A 14,676-nucleotide genomic window follows, 5' to 3' on the forward strand; every position below is an offset into this window, starting at 1 on the left:
ATCCCGTCAGGCGCTTAGCGCAGGTTAACCAGCGTGTTAAGGATCGAGTCCTGAGTCTTGATGGTCTGCGCGTTCGACTGATAGTTACGCTGCGCGACGATCATGTTGACCAGCTCTTTACTCAGATCGACGTTCGAGGACTCCAGTGCACCGTTGGTCAGCTTACCGAAGTTACCGGTACCGGCGAGGCCAAGCAGCGGAACGCCGGAAGCCTGAGTGGCGGACCAGACGTTGTCACCTTCGGACTGCAGACCTTCGTTGTTGGCGAAGTTTGCCATCACGATCTGGCCCAGCAGCTGGCTCTGCTCGTTCGAGTAAGTGCCGGTTACGGTGCCGTCGTCGTTAATCGCGTATTTCACCAGCTCGCCCGGCTTGTAGCCGTTCTGAGTATTGGAGCCAATGGAGGTTGCGCCGTTGTTCTGCTGGATGGAGCCCAGCATATTCAGCGAGAATGTCGATGGCGCAGACCCGTTCAGGGCCGCAATCGGCACGCCGATCGTACGGTTACCACCGGGAGCAACTTCGTTGGTCATACCGGTCAGAACACCATTGGTATTGAAGGTCATGGTGGTCAGAGCGGCTTTACCGCCCGCAGGCCAGGTTTCACCGGTGCTGGCGTCCATGGAGTAGACATTCCAGACATTGTCGCCAGTCTTGACGTAGTACATGTTCAGGTTGTGCTCATTACCCAGGCTGTCATAGACGGTCATCGGCACGCTTTTGTTATAGCTGTCGACGTTGGTCGGGTTGAACGGGGTAATGGTCGGAACTTTATCCGTTGAGTTCAGGTTCATCACCAGCGTACCGCTGGTGGTGGCGCTGGCCGGCATCAGTCCGTTAGGAATGGTGATCGGCGTCGGTGCAGCACCCTGCTGAATGGTCGGCGGTGTGCCGGTTGCCGGATAGCCCGTCAGCTTCATGCCGTTCATGTTGACGATGTTACGGTCGGAATCCAGTTTGAACTGGCCGTTACGGCTGTAGTACACCGCGCCGCTGTCGTCAGTCAGGCGGAAGAAGCCGCTCTGGCTGATCGCCACGTCCAGGCCACGACCGGTGTTGGTGGTGGTACCGTCGGCAAAGTCCTGGGTAATCGCCTGTACTTTTACGCCCAGACCCGCTTTCGAACCGGCAAACATATCGGCAAAAGAGACGGAGCCAGACTTAAAGCCATAGGTGGCGGAGTTGGCGATGTTGTTACCAATGACATCGAGGTTGGTGGCCGCAGCATTCAGGCCGCTAACCGCTTGAGAAAAGGCCATGACTTACTCCTGATAGTTTTAAGTCTTAGATGATCTGCCGAACTTCATCGAGTGTGGTGGTACCGTAAGTACCCAGGTCTAACAAGTTACCGGTACTGCTGCGGGTAACACCCTGCACCAGCGCAAACTGCAGCGGCTGGGCAACAAGCTGGGTGCTGCCACTGCTGGCGGCAATGCTGACGTTATAAGCACCGTCCGGGGCTGTTGAACCATCGGTCATGGAGCCATCCCAGGTAAAGGAGTGAACCCCTGCCTTGAGTGCGCCGATATCAATGGTCCGAACCACGGCACCGCTCTTGTCGGTGACGGTGACGGTGACTTTGTCCGCCGGCTGCTGCAGCTCAATACCAAATGGCGTAGTGGTTTCACTCCCCGCAAGAACTTTCGTCCCCGGGATCATGACACCGTGACCGATCAGGTTACTGGCCGCCAGCGACTGGCTGTTGTCGATCTGACCGGAAATAGAACCCAGAGTGGTGTTCAATTTTTCAATGCCGCTTACGGTACTGATCTGCGCCAACTGAGTGGTCAGTTCGTTGTTCTGTAGCGGGTTGGTCGGATCCTGGTTTTTCAACTGCGCCACCAGCAGCGTCAGGAAGCTGCTCTGCAGATCGGAGGCGCTGTTCGTGCCCGTCGCCGAGGTGCTGCTGGTCGCGGAGCTGCTGTATGTGTCGTTAACATTTACTGCAATAGACATCAGAGCCTCCTTTACTGGCCAAGAGTCAGCGTCTTGAGCAGCATGCTCTTGACGGTGTTAAGTACTTCAACGTTTGCCTGGTAGCTGCGGGATGCGGACATGGTGTTCACCATTTCGCCTACCACATCCACGTTTGGCATCTTCACATAACCGTTGGCATCCGCCAGCGGGTTGCCTGGCTGATAAACCAGCTTGTCCGGGGCCTGACTTTCCACAACGTCAGACACCTTCACCCCGCCCGTCGCCGCACCCGGTGCTGCATCAAGCTGGAAGACAACCTGTTTTGCACGGTACGGCTGTCCGTCCGGTCCGGTAACGCTGTCGGCGTTGGCCAGGTTACTGGCGGCAACGTTCAGTCGTTTGGACTGGGCGGTCAGCGCTGAACCGGAGATTTCAAAAATATTCAGCAACGCCATCTATTAATTCCCCCCTTGCAGGACGGTCATCATGCCTTTGATCTGGCTTCCCAGCAGGGTCAGACCGGTCTGGTACTGCAGGCTGTTATCAGCAAACTGCGTCCTCTCGCGATCCATATCGACGGTATTACCATCCAGCGCAGGCTGGTCGGGAATGCGGTACAACAGATCGACAGAAGGAGTAGAAATAGTCTGGGCCGGAATATGACGAGAAGATGTCAGTGCCAGAGAAACGCCACTGTTTTCCGCCCTTCCTCGCTCCATCACTTTTTTCAGTTCACTGGAAAAATCCACATCGCGCGCCTGATACCCGGGGGTATCCGCGTTGGCGATGTTGGCAGCCAGAATCTCCTGGCGCTGCGCGCGTAGATTCAGCGCTTCCTGTTGGAAACGAAACGCGGCATCGAGCTTATCGATCATGTTTCCTCCGCTGGTGGTAAATTTTCAGTCAACAGCTTAATTCTCCTTATGCCCGCACCATCGTCAGAATAAGCGCTAAATGCGTCGCTATTTATTGCGTTGATAGATCTTGTGCGCGGGTAGAATGAGGCCATTCCTGAACAGACCGGAGCTTGCGATGTACACCGTTAAAGGCAGTATTGCCGCGATCTTGCTGCTATTGAGTCCCCTTGCGCTGGCGCAGGATCTCAATGCTCAGCTGACAGATTTTTTTGTTCAGCGTCTGTCCGGGTTCAGTGATGAAGTGACGGTTAAAGTGCGCACCGCGGAAAAGATGTGGCCGACATGCGAGCAGCCTCAGCTCAGCGTTCTTTCCAGCGCAAAGCTGTGGGGAAATCTGAATGTGCTGGCGCGTTGCGCCGGTGAGAAACGCTATTTGCAGGTCCAGGTACAGGCTGTCGGTAACTATGTTGTTGCGGCTGAACCGATCGTCCGCGGCAGTACGCTGCAAAGCAGTAGCGTAGAGCTTAAGCGTGGCCGTCTCGATCAGCTTCCTCCGCGTACGATGCTCGATATCAATCAGGCGCAGGAATCGGTCAGCCTGCGCGATCTGGCTCCGGGTCAGCCGCTTCAGCTGTCGATGCTGCGCCAGGTCTGGCGGGTCAAAGCCGGGCAGAAGGTGCAGGTTGTCGCCTCCGGCGATGGCTTTAGTGTAAATGGTGAAGGTCAGGCGCTGAATAATGCTTCCGTTGCGCAGAATGCGCGTGTCAGAATGGCTTCAGGCCAGATAGTCAGCGGCACCGTCGATTCTGATGGGAATATTCTTATTAATTTATAATCGCTGTAAAGAATTCACGGCTCCTGCCGATAAGAAATTAACAAATGACGAAGCAGGCCATAAACGCCGCGAAACCTCAATGAGGACCTGATATGAGCATTGACCGTACATCGCCACTGAAACCAGTAACAACTGTTCAATCTCGCGAGACCACCGACTCTTCTGTTGCTAAAACGCGCCAGGAGAAATCTTCGGCTGCCAACAGTACCAGCGTGACCCTGAGCGATGGGCAGGCAAAACTGATGCAGCCGGGTCCCGCTGATATCAACATGGAGCGTGTTGAAGCATTGAAAACCGCCATTCGTAACGGTGAACTGAAAATGGACACCGGTAAGATTGCGGATGCACTGCTGGAAGACGCCCAGAGTTATTTGCAGAGTAAATAACCGCATGAGTCGCCTGTCGGAAATACTGGATCAAATGACCGCTATCCTCAACTCGCTAAAAGAGGTGATGGATGCCGAGCAGCTGCAGCTCTCTGCTGGTAGTCTTAACGGCAGCGAACTGCAGCGGATTACGGAAGATAAGAGCTCGTTACTGTCAACGCTCGACTACCTTGAGCAGCAGCGTCGTGGCGAACAAAATGCCACTCGCGGCGCCAATGATGACGTTGCGGGACGCTGGCTGACGATTACGCAAAAGTCGCAGCAGCTGCGCGAGCTGAACCAGCACAATGGCTGGCTGCTTGAAAGCCAGATTGAGCGCAACCAGCAGGCGCTGGCTGTACTGAAGCCCCATCAGACGACCGGACTCTACGGCGCAGATGGTCAGGCTTCCTCTTTTTCGCACGGCGGCGGTAAAAAGTTCTCTATCTGAACTGACATTCCCGCGTAGCGAAAAAAGCAAAAAGACGGCAATGACCGTCTTTTTGTCGTTCTCTTTTTTGGTTATATCGTCCGCTGGACAAAGGCCTTAAGACGAAAGCCCAGCAATGCCAGCGCGGCAAAATAGGCCGCAGCGCCCACCACGACGACCACCGTCAGCCGGAGCAGACGCACCAGCATGGTTCCCTCTGACCACGACGGCATCACATAGAGCACGCCGATTAGCGCGGCGGTCATCACCACGACCGCGACCACAATACGCACCAGGAAAGATCCCCAGCCCGGCTGAGGGGTAAAAATATTGCGCTTGCGCATCTGCCAGTAGAGCAGGCCGGCATTCAGACAGGCTCCCAGGCCGATAGAGAGCGCAAGTCCCGCATGTCTGAACGGCCCAATAAACGCCAGGTTCATCAGCTGAGTCACAATCAGGGTCACGATAGCAATCCGCACCGGCGTTTTAATGTCCTGGCGGGAATAGAAGCCCGGCGCCAGCACCTTCACGACGATAATCCCCATCAGCCCCACCGAGTAGGCCACCAGCGCCTGCTGGGTCATGGCGGCATCAAACGCGGTAAATTTGCCGTACTGGAACAGGGCTACCGTCAGCGGCTGGGCCAGCACGCCCAGCGCGACGGCACTCGGCAGCGCCAGCAGGAAACAGAGGCGCAGGCCCCAGTCCAGCAGTCGACAGTAGGCATCGTGATCGCCGCTGGCAAAGCTCCGCGACAGGGAGGGCAGCAGAATCGTACCCAGCGCCACGCCCAGCACCCCGGACGGAAACTCCATTAGCCGGTCGGCGTAATACATCCAGGAGACGGAGCCGGATACCAGGAACGAGGCGAAAATGGTATTGATGATCAGCGAAATCTGGCTGACGGATACCCCGAGAATTGCCGGGCCCATCTGCTTAACCACCCGCATTGCGCCCGTATCCCGCAGGTTAATACGCGGCAGCACCAGCATGCCGATTTTCTTCAGATGCGGGAGCTGCCAGCCCAGCTGCAGCACACCCCCGACGGTCACCGCCCAGGCCAGGGCCAGAATCGGCGGATCGAAGTAAGGCGCGGCGAACAGGGCAAAGCCGATCATACTGACGTTCAGGAAAGTCGGGGCAAACGCCGGGACCGAGAAGCGGTTCCAGGTATTGAGGATCGCCCCCACCAGCGAGGCCAGCGAGATCAGTAGGATATAAGGAAAGGTAATACGCAGCAGCGACGAGGTTAACGCGAATTTGTCAGCGCTATTGGCGAACCCCGGCGCGGTCACCGCAATCACCCAGGGTGCGGCGAGCATTCCGACGATAGTGACAATGGCCAGTGCCAGCGTCAGCAGACCGGAAACATAGGCGACAAAGACGCGGGTCGCGTCTTCGCCCTGTTTGGATTTGTATTCCGCCAGAATGGGTACAAATGCCTGAGAGAATGCGCCTTCGGCAAAAATACGCCGCAACAGGTTAGGCAGTTTAAACGCGACGAAAAAGGCATCTGTTGCCATTCCCGCACCGAACACCCTTGCCACAATGGCATCGCGCGCAAAACCCAACACGCGCGAAAACATGGTCATTGAGCTGACGGCCGCCAGCGATTTTAACAGATTCATTATTATGGTTCCGGACCCTGGAGCAGAATGCCCGCGCACGGGCGGGCATTCGATGAGGCGAGTAGTCTACCCCGATTGAAGTGAATTACTACTCACAGATGTTACAGCAGGTTATTCGCTGATCGCCTCCTGCCACAGCTTTTCGACCACTCGCTGGGCCACCAGCGCCTGCTCGCCAGCGGTTTCCGGAACCGTCTGATTTTGCACGCATTCGATAAAGTGGCGCGCGCAGCCGACAAAGCCACGCTGCTCCAGAGTACTCATCCAGCCAGCGACCGGCCGCGTCACCACGCCCGCGCCCTTCTCTTCCCGCCATTCGCGCATATCGGTAATGTCGTACAGCCCACCGTCGGTCACCGCCTGCACCCACTCCCGCTGGCTACCGGCCCGGCGATGCATGCTGGTGGTCACCTGAAGGTGCTCATGGCTAAAATGATGCTCGGCGTAGAGCATTTCGCCCTGTTCATTGGTCAGCAGCGTCCCGTTATCGAGGCGGGCGTTGCCACCCGTGAGCCACAGGGCCGTATCGACCACGTGGAGATAATCATCCAGCAGGGTAAAACGCAGATCGTGCGGCCCAACGCTGTCGGTCCGGTGTTTGTCCATGCGCAGCGATGCCAGCGCGCCAGGCTGGCTTTTGAGATCGCGATACAGGGGGGAAAAGCGACGGTTAAAGCCCACCATCAGAGTGAGTTTTTTCCGTGCCGCCAGCTCGACAAGGCGCTCGGCGTCCGGCAGGTTTTCCGCCAGCGGCTTATCGACGCAGACGTGTACGCCCGCGTTCAGCAACTCGCTGACCACGTCGAAATGGGATGCCGTCGAGGTATGAACGAAGACCGCGTCGCAGTCAGCGGCCAGACTCTGCAGGGAATCGGCGCAGGGCAGACGATAGCTTTCGCAGATCCGCTGCGCTTTCTCTTTGCCCGGGGACCAGGCCGTCTGCAGGGTCCAGTCCGTCGCGGCACTCAGTACCGGTAGCCACGCCTTCTGCGCAATCCCACCCAGACCCACCACGCCTATTTTTAATTTTGCCGTCACGGTTATTCTCCCAGGTGTGCCAGCAGCGATGCCAGCCGTTGTTTTAGTTCCGCGACTTCTGTCTCCAGCGCCTCGACGCGCGCCGTCAGTTCATCGCCTGAAGTCGCAGGTTCGCTCGTCTCAACCTGCGGGATGGTGTCGCCGCAGAATAACTGCATATAGCGGCTCTCTCGTTTACCGGGTTCACGCGGCAGACGAGCAACAAAGGGGCCGTCTTCTCTGGCGGCCAGCGCGTCCAGGGTATTTTCCACCTCGGCCATATCGCTGAATTCGTGCATCCGCTGAGCGCGGCTGCGCAATTCCCCCGGCGTCTGCGCGCCACGCAGTAGCAGGGTCGCGATCAGCGCCACTTCGGCCGGGCTGAGTTTTAAATCACCGAATTCAGAGTTACAGAAGCGCTGCTCATATTTCGTGACCCGATTGCCGAAGCCGCTGACCGTGCGCAGATAGTGGCGCTTCACCAGCGCATCCAGCAGATCCTGTACCTCGCTCTCACTGAGGGAGAGCACCGGCTCGCGGTTCGTTTTCTGATTACAGGCGGTAACGACGCCATTCACCGAAAGCGGATATTGCTCCGGCGTCGTCACCTGCTTCTCCAGCAGGCTGCCGATGACACGCGCTTCGTTAGCGCTTAGCTGATACTTCATCTTTTCTCCTTAACGCCCTGCAGTCCAGTTCGGGGTGATCAACGCGGTTAAGACATGGTCGCGCCACTCGCCGTCAATCAGCAGATAGTCTTTGGCGTATCCCTCTTTTTCAAAGCCCAGCCTCGCCAGAAGGCCGCCGCTGCGCTTATTGTGCGGCATATAGTTCGCCATAATGCGGTGGATATGCTGAGTGCGCTGCATATACCGGATCGCAGCCGTGAGGGCCTCGAACATCAGTCCCTGCCCCTGCCATTTCTGCCCGATAGAGTATCCCAGATAACAGGCGTGGAAAGATCCGCGTACCACGTTCGAGAAGTTGGCCACGCCGATCACTTCCTTCTCTTCCGGGTCCAGCAGGGCAAAATAGAAGGCGGTGCCCTGCTTATGGAATTCGTTGATCATACTCAGCCGCGCCTGCCAGCCGGAGGGATAGCAGTGGCTGTCATCACGAATCGGCTCCCAGGGTTTCAGGAACTGCCGGTTCTCCGCATAGTAGTCCGCCAGACGCCAGGCATCGCGCTCAAACACCAGGCGCACCACCAGTCGGTCCGTCGTTAAGCGCACTTTCGGCACGTTACTGCGATAGCCAAACATCGATACCCCTCCTCAGGGCCCGTTCATCTTTCCTCTAACTATACCCGCCCACGAGGGCTCTGTGAAAACAGCAACATACGTTTTTCTGTCTCATCACGACATTTTCGATTAACAACGTCAATCAAAGCACGCTTTTGATAAAAAAATATTGTCACCGTTACGATGGGAAAACGCGCATTAACCCCGCAGAATAGCGTGGCACACCTCTTTTTATTTCCCTGGAGGGGAAATGTCCCGCGTATCGCAGGCACGGAACCTGGGTAAATACTTCCTTTTAGTCGACAACATGCTGGTTGTCCTCGGCTTTTTCGTGGTATTTCCACTGATTTCCATCCGCTTCGTCGATCAGATGGGCTGGGCGGCATTAATGGTGGGAATAGCGCTCGGCCTGCGTCAGTTCGTTCAGCAGGGGTTGGGAATATTCGGCGGCGCCCTCGCCGACCGTTTTGGTGCCAAACCGATGATCGTCACCGGTATGCTGATGCGTGCGGGCGGTTTTGCCGCAATGGGGATCGCTCACGAGCCCTGGGTACTCTGGCTCTCCTGCCTGCTTTCTGGCCTTGGCGGCACCCTGTTCGATCCGCCGCGATCGGCGCTGGTGGTGAAGCTGGTACGTCCGCAGCAGCGCGGCCGTTTTTTCTCTCTGCTAATGATGCAGGACAGCGCCGGTGCGGTGATCGGTGCCCTGCTGGGTAGCTGGCTGCTGCAGTATGATTTCCGCCTGGTCTGTGCCGCAGGCGCGGTGCTGTTTATCCTCTGCGCCCTGTTCAACGCCTGGCTGCTGCCGGACTGGAAACTCTCTACGGTTAAAGCCCCGGTGAAGGAAGGGCTGCAGCGCGTGCTGCAGGATAAGCGTTTTGTTGCCTATGTGCTGACGCTGACGGGCTACTATATGCTGGCGGTGCAGGTGATGCTGATGCTGCCTCTGATGGTCAATGACATCGCCGGTTCTGCCTCTGCGGTGAAGTGGATGTACGCCATTGAAGCGGCGCTTTCCCTGACGCTGCTTTACCCTATTGCCCGCTGGAGCGAAAAACGTTTTCGTCTTGAGCAGCGCCTGATGGCCGGACTGCTGCTGATGACCCTGAGCATGCTGCCCATCGGCATGGTCAGCAGCCTGCAGCAGCTGTTTATGCTGATCTGCACCTTCTATATCGGTTCAATTATTTCTGAACCGGCCCGTGAAACCCTCGGCGCTTCGCTTGCCGATTCCCGCGCGCGCGGCAGCTATATGGGCTTTAGCCGTCTGGGCCTGGCCTTTGGCGGCGCGCTCGGCTATGCCGGCGGTGGCTGGTTCTTTGATGCCGGAAAAGCGATGGGTCAGCCGGAGCTCCCCTGGGCGATGCTGGCCCTGGTCGGGCTGATTACGCTGCTGGCGCTGTACTGGCAGTTTAGCCTGCGCCGCGTGGAGCCGCGTATGCCTGAACCCCTGGGCTAATTTGATAAGGGCTTGTTTCTCTTCCATACTGAATGCTGAACGGCAACTACCTGGAGGAGAAACGTGAAGCTCTATATTTACGACCACTGCCCTTTCTGTGTTAAAGCCCGTATGATCTTCGGCCTGAAGAACATCCCTGTCGAACTCAACGTTCTGCTTAGCGACGATGTCGATACCCCTACCCGGATGATTGGCCAGAAAATGGCGCCGATCCTGCAAAAGGACGACAGCCGCTATCTGCCGGAAAGTCTGGATATCGTCCACTATGTCGATAAACTCGACCATAAGCCGCTGTTAACCGGTAAACGTAACCCGGCCATTGAAGAGTGGCTGCGTAAGGTCAACGGCTATGTTAATCGCCTGCTGATCCCGCGCTTTGCCAAATCCGCCTTCGATGAGTTTTCCACCCCAAAAGCCCGGGCGTATTTCGTCGAGAAAAAAGAGGCGGCAATCGGTGATTTTGCCGAACACCTCAGCCACTCTGCCGGGCTGATTAAGAATATCAGCGACGATCTGCTGCGCCTGGATAAGCTTATCGTCCAGCCGAATGCGCTGAACGGCGAGCTGTCTGAAGATGATATTCATCTGTTCCCGCTTCTGCGCAACCTGACGCTGGTCGCCGGCGTTAACTGGCCCACCCGAGTCGCCGACTATCGGGATAATATGGCCAAACAGACGCAGATAAACCTGCTGTCATCGATGGCTATCTGACCACACGGCGGGCGGTCAATCCCCCGCCGTCATTTTCGGCCCATTCCTCTGGTACCTTCCCGGCTGACAGGCCATGATGCTTTATGTCAGGATAGACGGACAGGCATTGCGTTGAGGAACCTCATGAAGAAAATACTTATTGCCGCCGCGCTGGCGGTATCAACCCTGCTGGCAGGCTGTAACCAGCTTACGCAATACAGCGTCAGCGAGCAGGAAATCAATCAGGCGCTGCAAAAGCGCAATAACTTTGCCAAAGATATTGACCTGCCCGGCGTGGCGGGCGCGCATATTGTTCTGACGAATCTCGTCAGCGCCATTGGCCGCGAAGAACCGAACAAGGTTACGCTCAACGGTGATGCCCTAGTGGATATCAATTCGCTGTTTGGCAGCCAGAAAGCCACCATGAAACTGAAGCTGAAAGCGCTGCCGGTGTTTAATAAAGAGCGCGGGGCTATCTATCTCCAGGAAATGGAAGTGGTGGATGCGACCGTGACCCCGGAGAAAATGCAGACCGTGCTGCAAATGCTGACGCCGTATCTTAATCAGGCCCTGCGTAGCTACTTTAATCAGCAGCCGGCGTATGTTCTGCGCGAGGACGCCAGCAAGGGCGAAGCGCTGGCGAAAAAATTCGCCAAGGGTATCGAAGTCAAACCCGGCGAAATCATTATTCCGCTTACCGACTAATTCTGTCAGGGCGCATATTGCGCCCTTTTTTATGGAAAACGAGTGCAAACGAAAACGTTTACGCTTATCCTTAGTGCCCGGCAAAAAGCAGCCATTGATGACTGATTCTCACCAAGCCGGAGCACTCCATGACACCAACCCCTCAGCTGTTAAAGATCCGCCGTCCTGACGACTGGCACATTCATCTGCGCGATGGCGAGATGCTGAACACCGTTGTTCCCTATACCAGCGAGGTGTATGGCCGGGCGATTGTGATGCCGAATCTGGTGCCGCCGGTGACCACCGTTGACGCCGCGATCGCCTATCGTCAGCGTATTCTTGATGCGATTCCGGCCGGGCATAACTTTACCCCGCTGATGACCTGCTATCTGACCGACACCCTGGATCCGGCCGAGCTTGAGCGCGGCTTTAACGAAGGGGTGTTTACCGCCGCCAAACTCTATCCGGCCAATGCCACCACCAACTCCAGCCACGGCGTGACCAGTACGGATGCCATTATGCCGGTTCTGGAGCGGATGGAAAAACTGGGGATGCCGCTGCTGGTTCACGGTGAAGTCACCCATGCGGAGATCGACATTTTTGACCGCGAAGCGCGTTTTATCGAAAGCGTGATGGATCCCCTGCGTCAACGTCTGCCGGGCCTGAAGGTGGTCTTCGAACATATCACCACCAAAGATGCCGCTGAGTATGTCCGCGACGGCAACGAACTGCTGGCCGCCACCATTACGCCCCAGCACCTGATGTTCAACCGCAACCATATGCTGGTGGGTGGCATCCGTCCGCACCTGTACTGTCTGCCGGTACTAAAACGTAATATCCACCAGCAGGCGCTGCGTGAACTGGTCGCCAGCGGCTTCACCCGTGCTTTCCTCGGAACCGACTCCGCCCCGCACGCCCGCCACCGTAAAGAGGCCAGCTGCGGCTGCGCCGGCTGTTTTAATGCGCCAAGCGCGCTGGCCAGCTACGCCACCGTCTTTGAAGAGATGAATGCGCTGGAGCACTTTGAAGCCTTCTGCTCCCTGAACGGCCCACGTTTTTACGGCCTGCCGGTGAATGAGGATTTTATTGAGCTGGTACAGGAACCTTATCAGGTCCCGGAAACCATCGCTCTGCCTGACGACACTCTGGTGCCGTTCCTTGCCGGTGAAAACGTTCGCTGGCGCGTAAAATAAGAAAGAGTTGCGCCCCCTGCGCAATATACTGTATATATAAACAGTAAATAACACAGGGGGCAATTATGCGTATTGAAGTGACCATCGCCAAAACCAAACCGTTACCGCCCGGCGCTATCGATGCGCTGTCGCAGGAGTTTTCCCGTCGTATTCAGGACCATTTCCCGGATGTGGGTGACAAAATCACCGTGCGCTATGCCGGTGCCAATAACCTCTCCGTGATCGGCGGTGCTAAAGAAGACAAAGACAGGATCAGTGAAATTCTGCAGGAGACCTGGGAAAGCGCCGACGACTGGTTTATCACCGACTAATTTTTGCTCTCTTTGTGTTTTTTTGCCGGGTCGCCCCGGCTTTTTTCTGTCTTTAGCCTGCCATTTTTTAAGCACATATCTGAAATCCAGCCGAAAACATTAAAAAATAACGAATAAAATCCCGCATTGTTGTTCGAAAAACGGGACGATATGGATAAATTTGTTGCAGAGTATTTATTTCAGATGCATTTCCTATGACTGTTGATATAATTAAATTGCTTCGATAATACGCATTGAACCTCATGAGTCGTTATCTTTTAACACGTAGAAAGGGGTTATAATGAACAAGAATAATGAAGTCATCCAGACCCATCCCCTCGTCGGATGGGACATCAGCACCGTCGACAGCTATGATGCGATGATGCTGCGCTTGCACTACCAGACCCCCAATCAGACCGTGACCGACCAGGCTGAGATTGGCCAGACGCTATGGCTAACGACCGATGTGGCCCGCCAGTTTATTTCTATTCTGGAAGCGGGCATCGCCAAAATTGAATCAGGCGAATACCAGGTAAATGAGTATCGCAGGCATTAAACCTGCACGCGTTTCGGGGTTAATACCCGGGATAATTCTCATTCACAGGCACCCAACGGGTGCCTTTATTATTTCAGACTTGTCTAACTTCTCCAGGTTAATTACTCTGCTAATAAAATACGGGCAATGAGAACAGCATGAAATACGATCTGATCATTATTGGCAGCGGTTCCGTCGGTGCCGCCGCAGGATATTACGCCAGCCGTGCCGGGCTGAAGGTACTGATGACCGATGCACATATGCCACCGCATAAGGAAGGCAGCCACCACGGCGACACCCGGCTTATCCGTCACGCCTACGGCGAAGGGGAAAAGTACGTTCCGCTGGTGCTCAGAGCGCAGACGCTGTGGGACGAACTGGCCGCAGAGAGCGGTGAACAGGTATTTGAACGCACCGGCGTGATTAACCTCGGCCCCGCCAGTTCTGAATTTTTGCGTAACGTCGGCGAAAGCGCCCGCCGCTGGGAACTGGACGTTGAGACCCTGGATGCCGCGGCGGTGATGGCTCGCTGGCCGGAAATCCGCGTACCGGAAGACTATATTGGCCTGTTCGAAAGCCAGTCCGGGGTGCTGCGCAGCGAGCTGGCGATCAAAACCTGGATTGACCTTGCCCGGGAAGCAGGCTGCGCGCAGCTCTTTAACTGCCCGGTGACCGCGATTCACCATCATGATGACGGCATCACCATCGATACCGCCGACGGGGAGTACAGCGGCAGTAAGCTGCTGGTCAGCGCCGGAACCTGGGTCTCTCAGCTCATCCCCAATCTTCCCGTACAGCCGGTGCGTAAGATTTTCGCCTGGCACCAGGCGGACGGGCGCTACAGCCGTAAAAATAACTTCCCGGCCTTCACTGGCGAGCTGCCAAACGGCGATCAGTTTTACGGTTTCCCCGCCGAGGACGACGCGCTCAAAATCGGCAAGCATAACGGCGGGCAGGTCATTAACAGCCCCGAAGAACGCGTCCCGTTCGGCAGCATTGCCAGCGACGGCTCGGAATCCTTCAGCTTCCTGCGTAACGTGCTCCCGGGCATCGGCGGCTGTCTCTATGGCGCATCCTGCACCTATGACAATTCACCGGATGAGGATTTTATTATCGATACCCTCCCCGGCCACCCGAATACGCTGCTGATTACCGGCCTCAGCGGCCACGGCTTCAAATTTGCCCCGGTACTGGGTGAGCTGGCGGTCAGTTTTGCCAGAGATGCCGTATTCCCGCTGGATATTACCCCGTTCTCACTGGCACGCTTTAACCTCTCCTGAAAATTGCGGCCCTTTTCGGGCCGCTTATTTATATACGGTCAATTATGACTGACAAAACACTGACAATAATTGACATTAACTTTAAAAAATACAAATAACGCTCAAAATAATTGAATCATAAGAAAAAAACAAAATCCTGTATAAACAGGACTTGCAGTGGCAAAAACCTCAAACCCCATCTATCACACTGACAATAAACCAATATTAAAATCAATTAATTTGATTATCTAAAAATAACAAATGCAAATGTTTATT

At 55.8% G+C, this 14,676-nt stretch carries 18 protein-coding genes; 10 read left to right on the forward strand and 8 right to left on the reverse strand.

The features are described 5' to 3' along the window. Positions 1-14: 14 nt before the first annotated feature. Genes flgE through flgB form a run of 4 tightly spaced genes read right to left on the reverse strand, consistent with a single transcriptional unit; the run spans position 15 to position 2,792 of the window. Positions 15-1,259, reverse strand: a complete 1,245-nt coding sequence (gene flgE / locus EDF81_RS21965) for a flagellar hook protein FlgE (protein ID WP_123350295.1) — start codon at positions 1,257-1,259, stop codon at positions 15-17. Between the two features lie 25 nt (positions 1,260-1,284). Continuing rightward, complete coding sequence (gene flgD, locus EDF81_RS21970; RefSeq protein ID WP_123350296.1) at positions 1,285-1,956, reverse strand: flagellar hook assembly protein FlgD; 672 nt, start codon at positions 1,954-1,956, stop codon at positions 1,285-1,287. A gap of 11 nt (positions 1,957-1,967) precedes the next feature. Next, positions 1,968-2,372 carry a flagellar basal body rod protein FlgC gene (gene flgC / locus EDF81_RS21975; RefSeq protein WP_123350297.1) on the reverse strand — a complete coding sequence of 135 codons (405 nt, stop codon included), beginning with the start codon at positions 2,370-2,372 and terminating at the stop codon, positions 1,968-1,970. A 3-nt stretch (positions 2,373-2,375) separates the two neighbouring features. Then, positions 2,376-2,792 (reverse strand): flagellar basal body rod protein FlgB, encoded by a 417-nt coding sequence (gene flgB / locus EDF81_RS21980; RefSeq protein WP_123350298.1) that lies wholly within the window; start codon positions 2,790-2,792, stop codon positions 2,376-2,378. A gap of 157 nt (positions 2,793-2,949) precedes the next feature. Between flgB and flgA the strand changes: the two genes are divergently transcribed. The 3 genes from flgA (at position 2,950) to flgN (ending at position 4,425) form a co-directional block, all read left to right on the forward strand. Continuing rightward, complete coding sequence (flgA, locus tag EDF81_RS21985; RefSeq protein WP_123350299.1) at positions 2,950-3,609, forward strand: flagellar basal body P-ring formation chaperone FlgA; 660 nt, start codon at positions 2,950-2,952, stop codon at positions 3,607-3,609. A gap of 92 nt (positions 3,610-3,701) precedes the next feature. Next, positions 3,702-3,995 carry a flagellar biosynthesis anti-sigma factor FlgM gene (flgM, locus tag EDF81_RS21990; protein WP_123350300.1) on the forward strand — a complete coding sequence of 98 codons (294 nt, stop codon included), beginning with the start codon at positions 3,702-3,704 and terminating at the stop codon, positions 3,993-3,995. Between the two features lie 4 nt (positions 3,996-3,999). Continuing rightward, positions 4,000-4,425, forward strand: a complete 426-nt coding sequence (gene flgN, locus EDF81_RS21995) for a flagella biosynthesis chaperone FlgN (protein WP_123350301.1) — start codon at positions 4,000-4,002, stop codon at positions 4,423-4,425. Between the two features lie 71 nt (positions 4,426-4,496). On the opposite strand, the gene murJ is transcribed toward flgN, so the two are convergent. The 4 genes from murJ to rimJ all read right to left on the reverse strand — a co-directional run bounded on the left by murJ (position 4,497) and on the right by rimJ (position 8,311). Beyond that, positions 4,497-6,032: a murein biosynthesis integral membrane protein MurJ gene (gene murJ / locus EDF81_RS22000; RefSeq protein ID WP_123350302.1), complete on the reverse strand. Its 1,536-nt coding sequence runs from the start codon at positions 6,030-6,032 to the stop codon at positions 4,497-4,499. A gap of 111 nt (positions 6,033-6,143) precedes the next feature. Next, a complete protein-coding gene (locus EDF81_RS22005) occupies positions 6,144-7,070 on the reverse strand; it encodes a Gfo/Idh/MocA family protein (protein ID WP_260232763.1) in 927 nt (308 codons plus the stop codon). Positions 7,071-7,072: 2 nt separating this feature from the next. Then, a complete protein-coding gene (locus tag EDF81_RS22010; RefSeq protein WP_123350303.1) occupies positions 7,073-7,717 on the reverse strand; it encodes a YceH family protein in 645 nt (214 codons plus the stop codon). Between the two features lie 9 nt (positions 7,718-7,726). Further along, positions 7,727-8,311, reverse strand: a complete 585-nt coding sequence (gene rimJ / locus EDF81_RS22015; protein ID WP_123350304.1) for a ribosomal protein S5-alanine N-acetyltransferase — start codon at positions 8,309-8,311, stop codon at positions 7,727-7,729. Between the two features lie 229 nt (positions 8,312-8,540). Here rimJ and mdtH point away from each other — a divergent pair, with 229 nt between their 5' ends. The 7 genes from mdtH (at position 8,541) to solA (ending at position 14,421) form a co-directional block, all read left to right on the forward strand. Beyond that, on the forward strand, positions 8,541-9,749 hold the full coding sequence (gene mdtH, locus EDF81_RS22020) for a multidrug efflux MFS transporter MdtH (protein WP_123350305.1): 1,209 nt from the start codon (positions 8,541-8,543) through the stop codon (positions 9,747-9,749). A gap of 63 nt (positions 9,750-9,812) precedes the next feature. Continuing rightward, entirely contained in the window at positions 9,813-10,460 is a 648-nt protein-coding gene (grxB, locus tag EDF81_RS22025; RefSeq protein WP_123350306.1) for a glutaredoxin 2, read from the forward strand. Positions 10,461-10,583: 123 nt separating this feature from the next. Continuing rightward, positions 10,584-11,144, forward strand: coding sequence for a lipoprotein (locus EDF81_RS22030; protein ID WP_123350307.1), 561 nt, complete (start codon positions 10,584-10,586; stop codon positions 11,142-11,144). 128 nt (positions 11,145-11,272) lie between these two features. Then, positions 11,273-12,316, forward strand: coding sequence for a dihydroorotase (gene pyrC / locus EDF81_RS22035; protein WP_123350308.1), 1,044 nt, complete (start codon positions 11,273-11,275; stop codon positions 12,314-12,316). A gap of 65 nt (positions 12,317-12,381) precedes the next feature. Continuing rightward, positions 12,382-12,627 (forward strand): DNA damage-inducible protein I, encoded by a 246-nt coding sequence (gene dinI / locus EDF81_RS22040; protein WP_123350309.1) that lies wholly within the window; start codon positions 12,382-12,384, stop codon positions 12,625-12,627. A 280-nt stretch (positions 12,628-12,907) separates the two neighbouring features. Next, positions 12,908-13,162 carry a biofilm formation regulator BssS gene (gene bssS, locus EDF81_RS22045; protein ID WP_123350310.1) on the forward strand — a complete coding sequence of 85 codons (255 nt, stop codon included), beginning with the start codon at positions 12,908-12,910 and terminating at the stop codon, positions 13,160-13,162. Positions 13,163-13,299: 137 nt separating this feature from the next. Continuing rightward, positions 13,300-14,421, forward strand: a complete 1,122-nt coding sequence (gene solA, locus EDF81_RS22050; protein ID WP_123350311.1) for an N-methyl-L-tryptophan oxidase — start codon at positions 13,300-13,302, stop codon at positions 14,419-14,421. The last annotated feature ends 255 nt before the right edge of the window (positions 14,422-14,676 follow it).

This window comes from Enterobacter sp. BIGb0383 (genome assembly GCF_003751845.1).
GTDB lineage: Bacteria > Pseudomonadota > Gammaproteobacteria > Enterobacterales > Enterobacteriaceae > BIGb0383.

Excerpts from the sequence above, each read along its gene's own strand:
- flgE (WP_123350295.1), bottom strand. The coding sequence starts at position 1,259 with ATGGCCTTTTCTCAAGCGGTTAGCGGCCTGAATGCTGCGGCCACCAAC.
- flgD (WP_123350296.1), bottom strand. The coding sequence starts at position 1,956 with ATGTCTATTGCAGTAAATGTTAACGACACATACAGCAGCTCCGCGACC.
- flgC (WP_123350297.1), bottom strand. The coding sequence starts at position 2,372 with ATGGCGTTGCTGAATATTTTTGAAATCTCCGGTTCAGCGCTGACCGCC.
- flgB (WP_123350298.1), bottom strand. The coding sequence starts at position 2,792 with ATGATCGATAAGCTCGATGCCGCGTTTCGTTTCCAACAGGAAGCGCTG.
- flgA (WP_123350299.1), top strand. The coding sequence starts at position 2,950 with ATGTACACCGTTAAAGGCAGTATTGCCGCGATCTTGCTGCTATTGAGT.
- flgM (WP_123350300.1), top strand. The coding sequence starts at position 3,702 with ATGAGCATTGACCGTACATCGCCACTGAAACCAGTAACAACTGTTCAA.
- flgN (WP_123350301.1), top strand. The coding sequence starts at position 4,000 with ATGAGTCGCCTGTCGGAAATACTGGATCAAATGACCGCTATCCTCAAC.
- murJ (WP_123350302.1), bottom strand. The coding sequence starts at position 6,032 with ATGAATCTGTTAAAATCGCTGGCGGCCGTCAGCTCAATGACCATGTTT.
- EDF81_RS22010 (WP_123350303.1), bottom strand. The coding sequence starts at position 7,717 with ATGAAGTATCAGCTAAGCGCTAACGAAGCGCGTGTCATCGGCAGCCTG.
- rimJ (WP_123350304.1), bottom strand. The coding sequence starts at position 8,311 with ATGTTTGGCTATCGCAGTAACGTGCCGAAAGTGCGCTTAACGACGGAC.
- mdtH (WP_123350305.1), top strand. The coding sequence starts at position 8,541 with ATGTCCCGCGTATCGCAGGCACGGAACCTGGGTAAATACTTCCTTTTA.
- EDF81_RS22030 (WP_123350307.1), top strand. The coding sequence starts at position 10,584 with ATGAAGAAAATACTTATTGCCGCCGCGCTGGCGGTATCAACCCTGCTG.
- pyrC (WP_123350308.1), top strand. The coding sequence starts at position 11,273 with ATGACACCAACCCCTCAGCTGTTAAAGATCCGCCGTCCTGACGACTGG.
- dinI (WP_123350309.1), top strand. The coding sequence starts at position 12,382 with ATGCGTATTGAAGTGACCATCGCCAAAACCAAACCGTTACCGCCCGGC.
- bssS (WP_123350310.1), top strand. The coding sequence starts at position 12,908 with ATGAACAAGAATAATGAAGTCATCCAGACCCATCCCCTCGTCGGATGG.
- solA (WP_123350311.1), top strand. The coding sequence starts at position 13,300 with ATGAAATACGATCTGATCATTATTGGCAGCGGTTCCGTCGGTGCCGCC.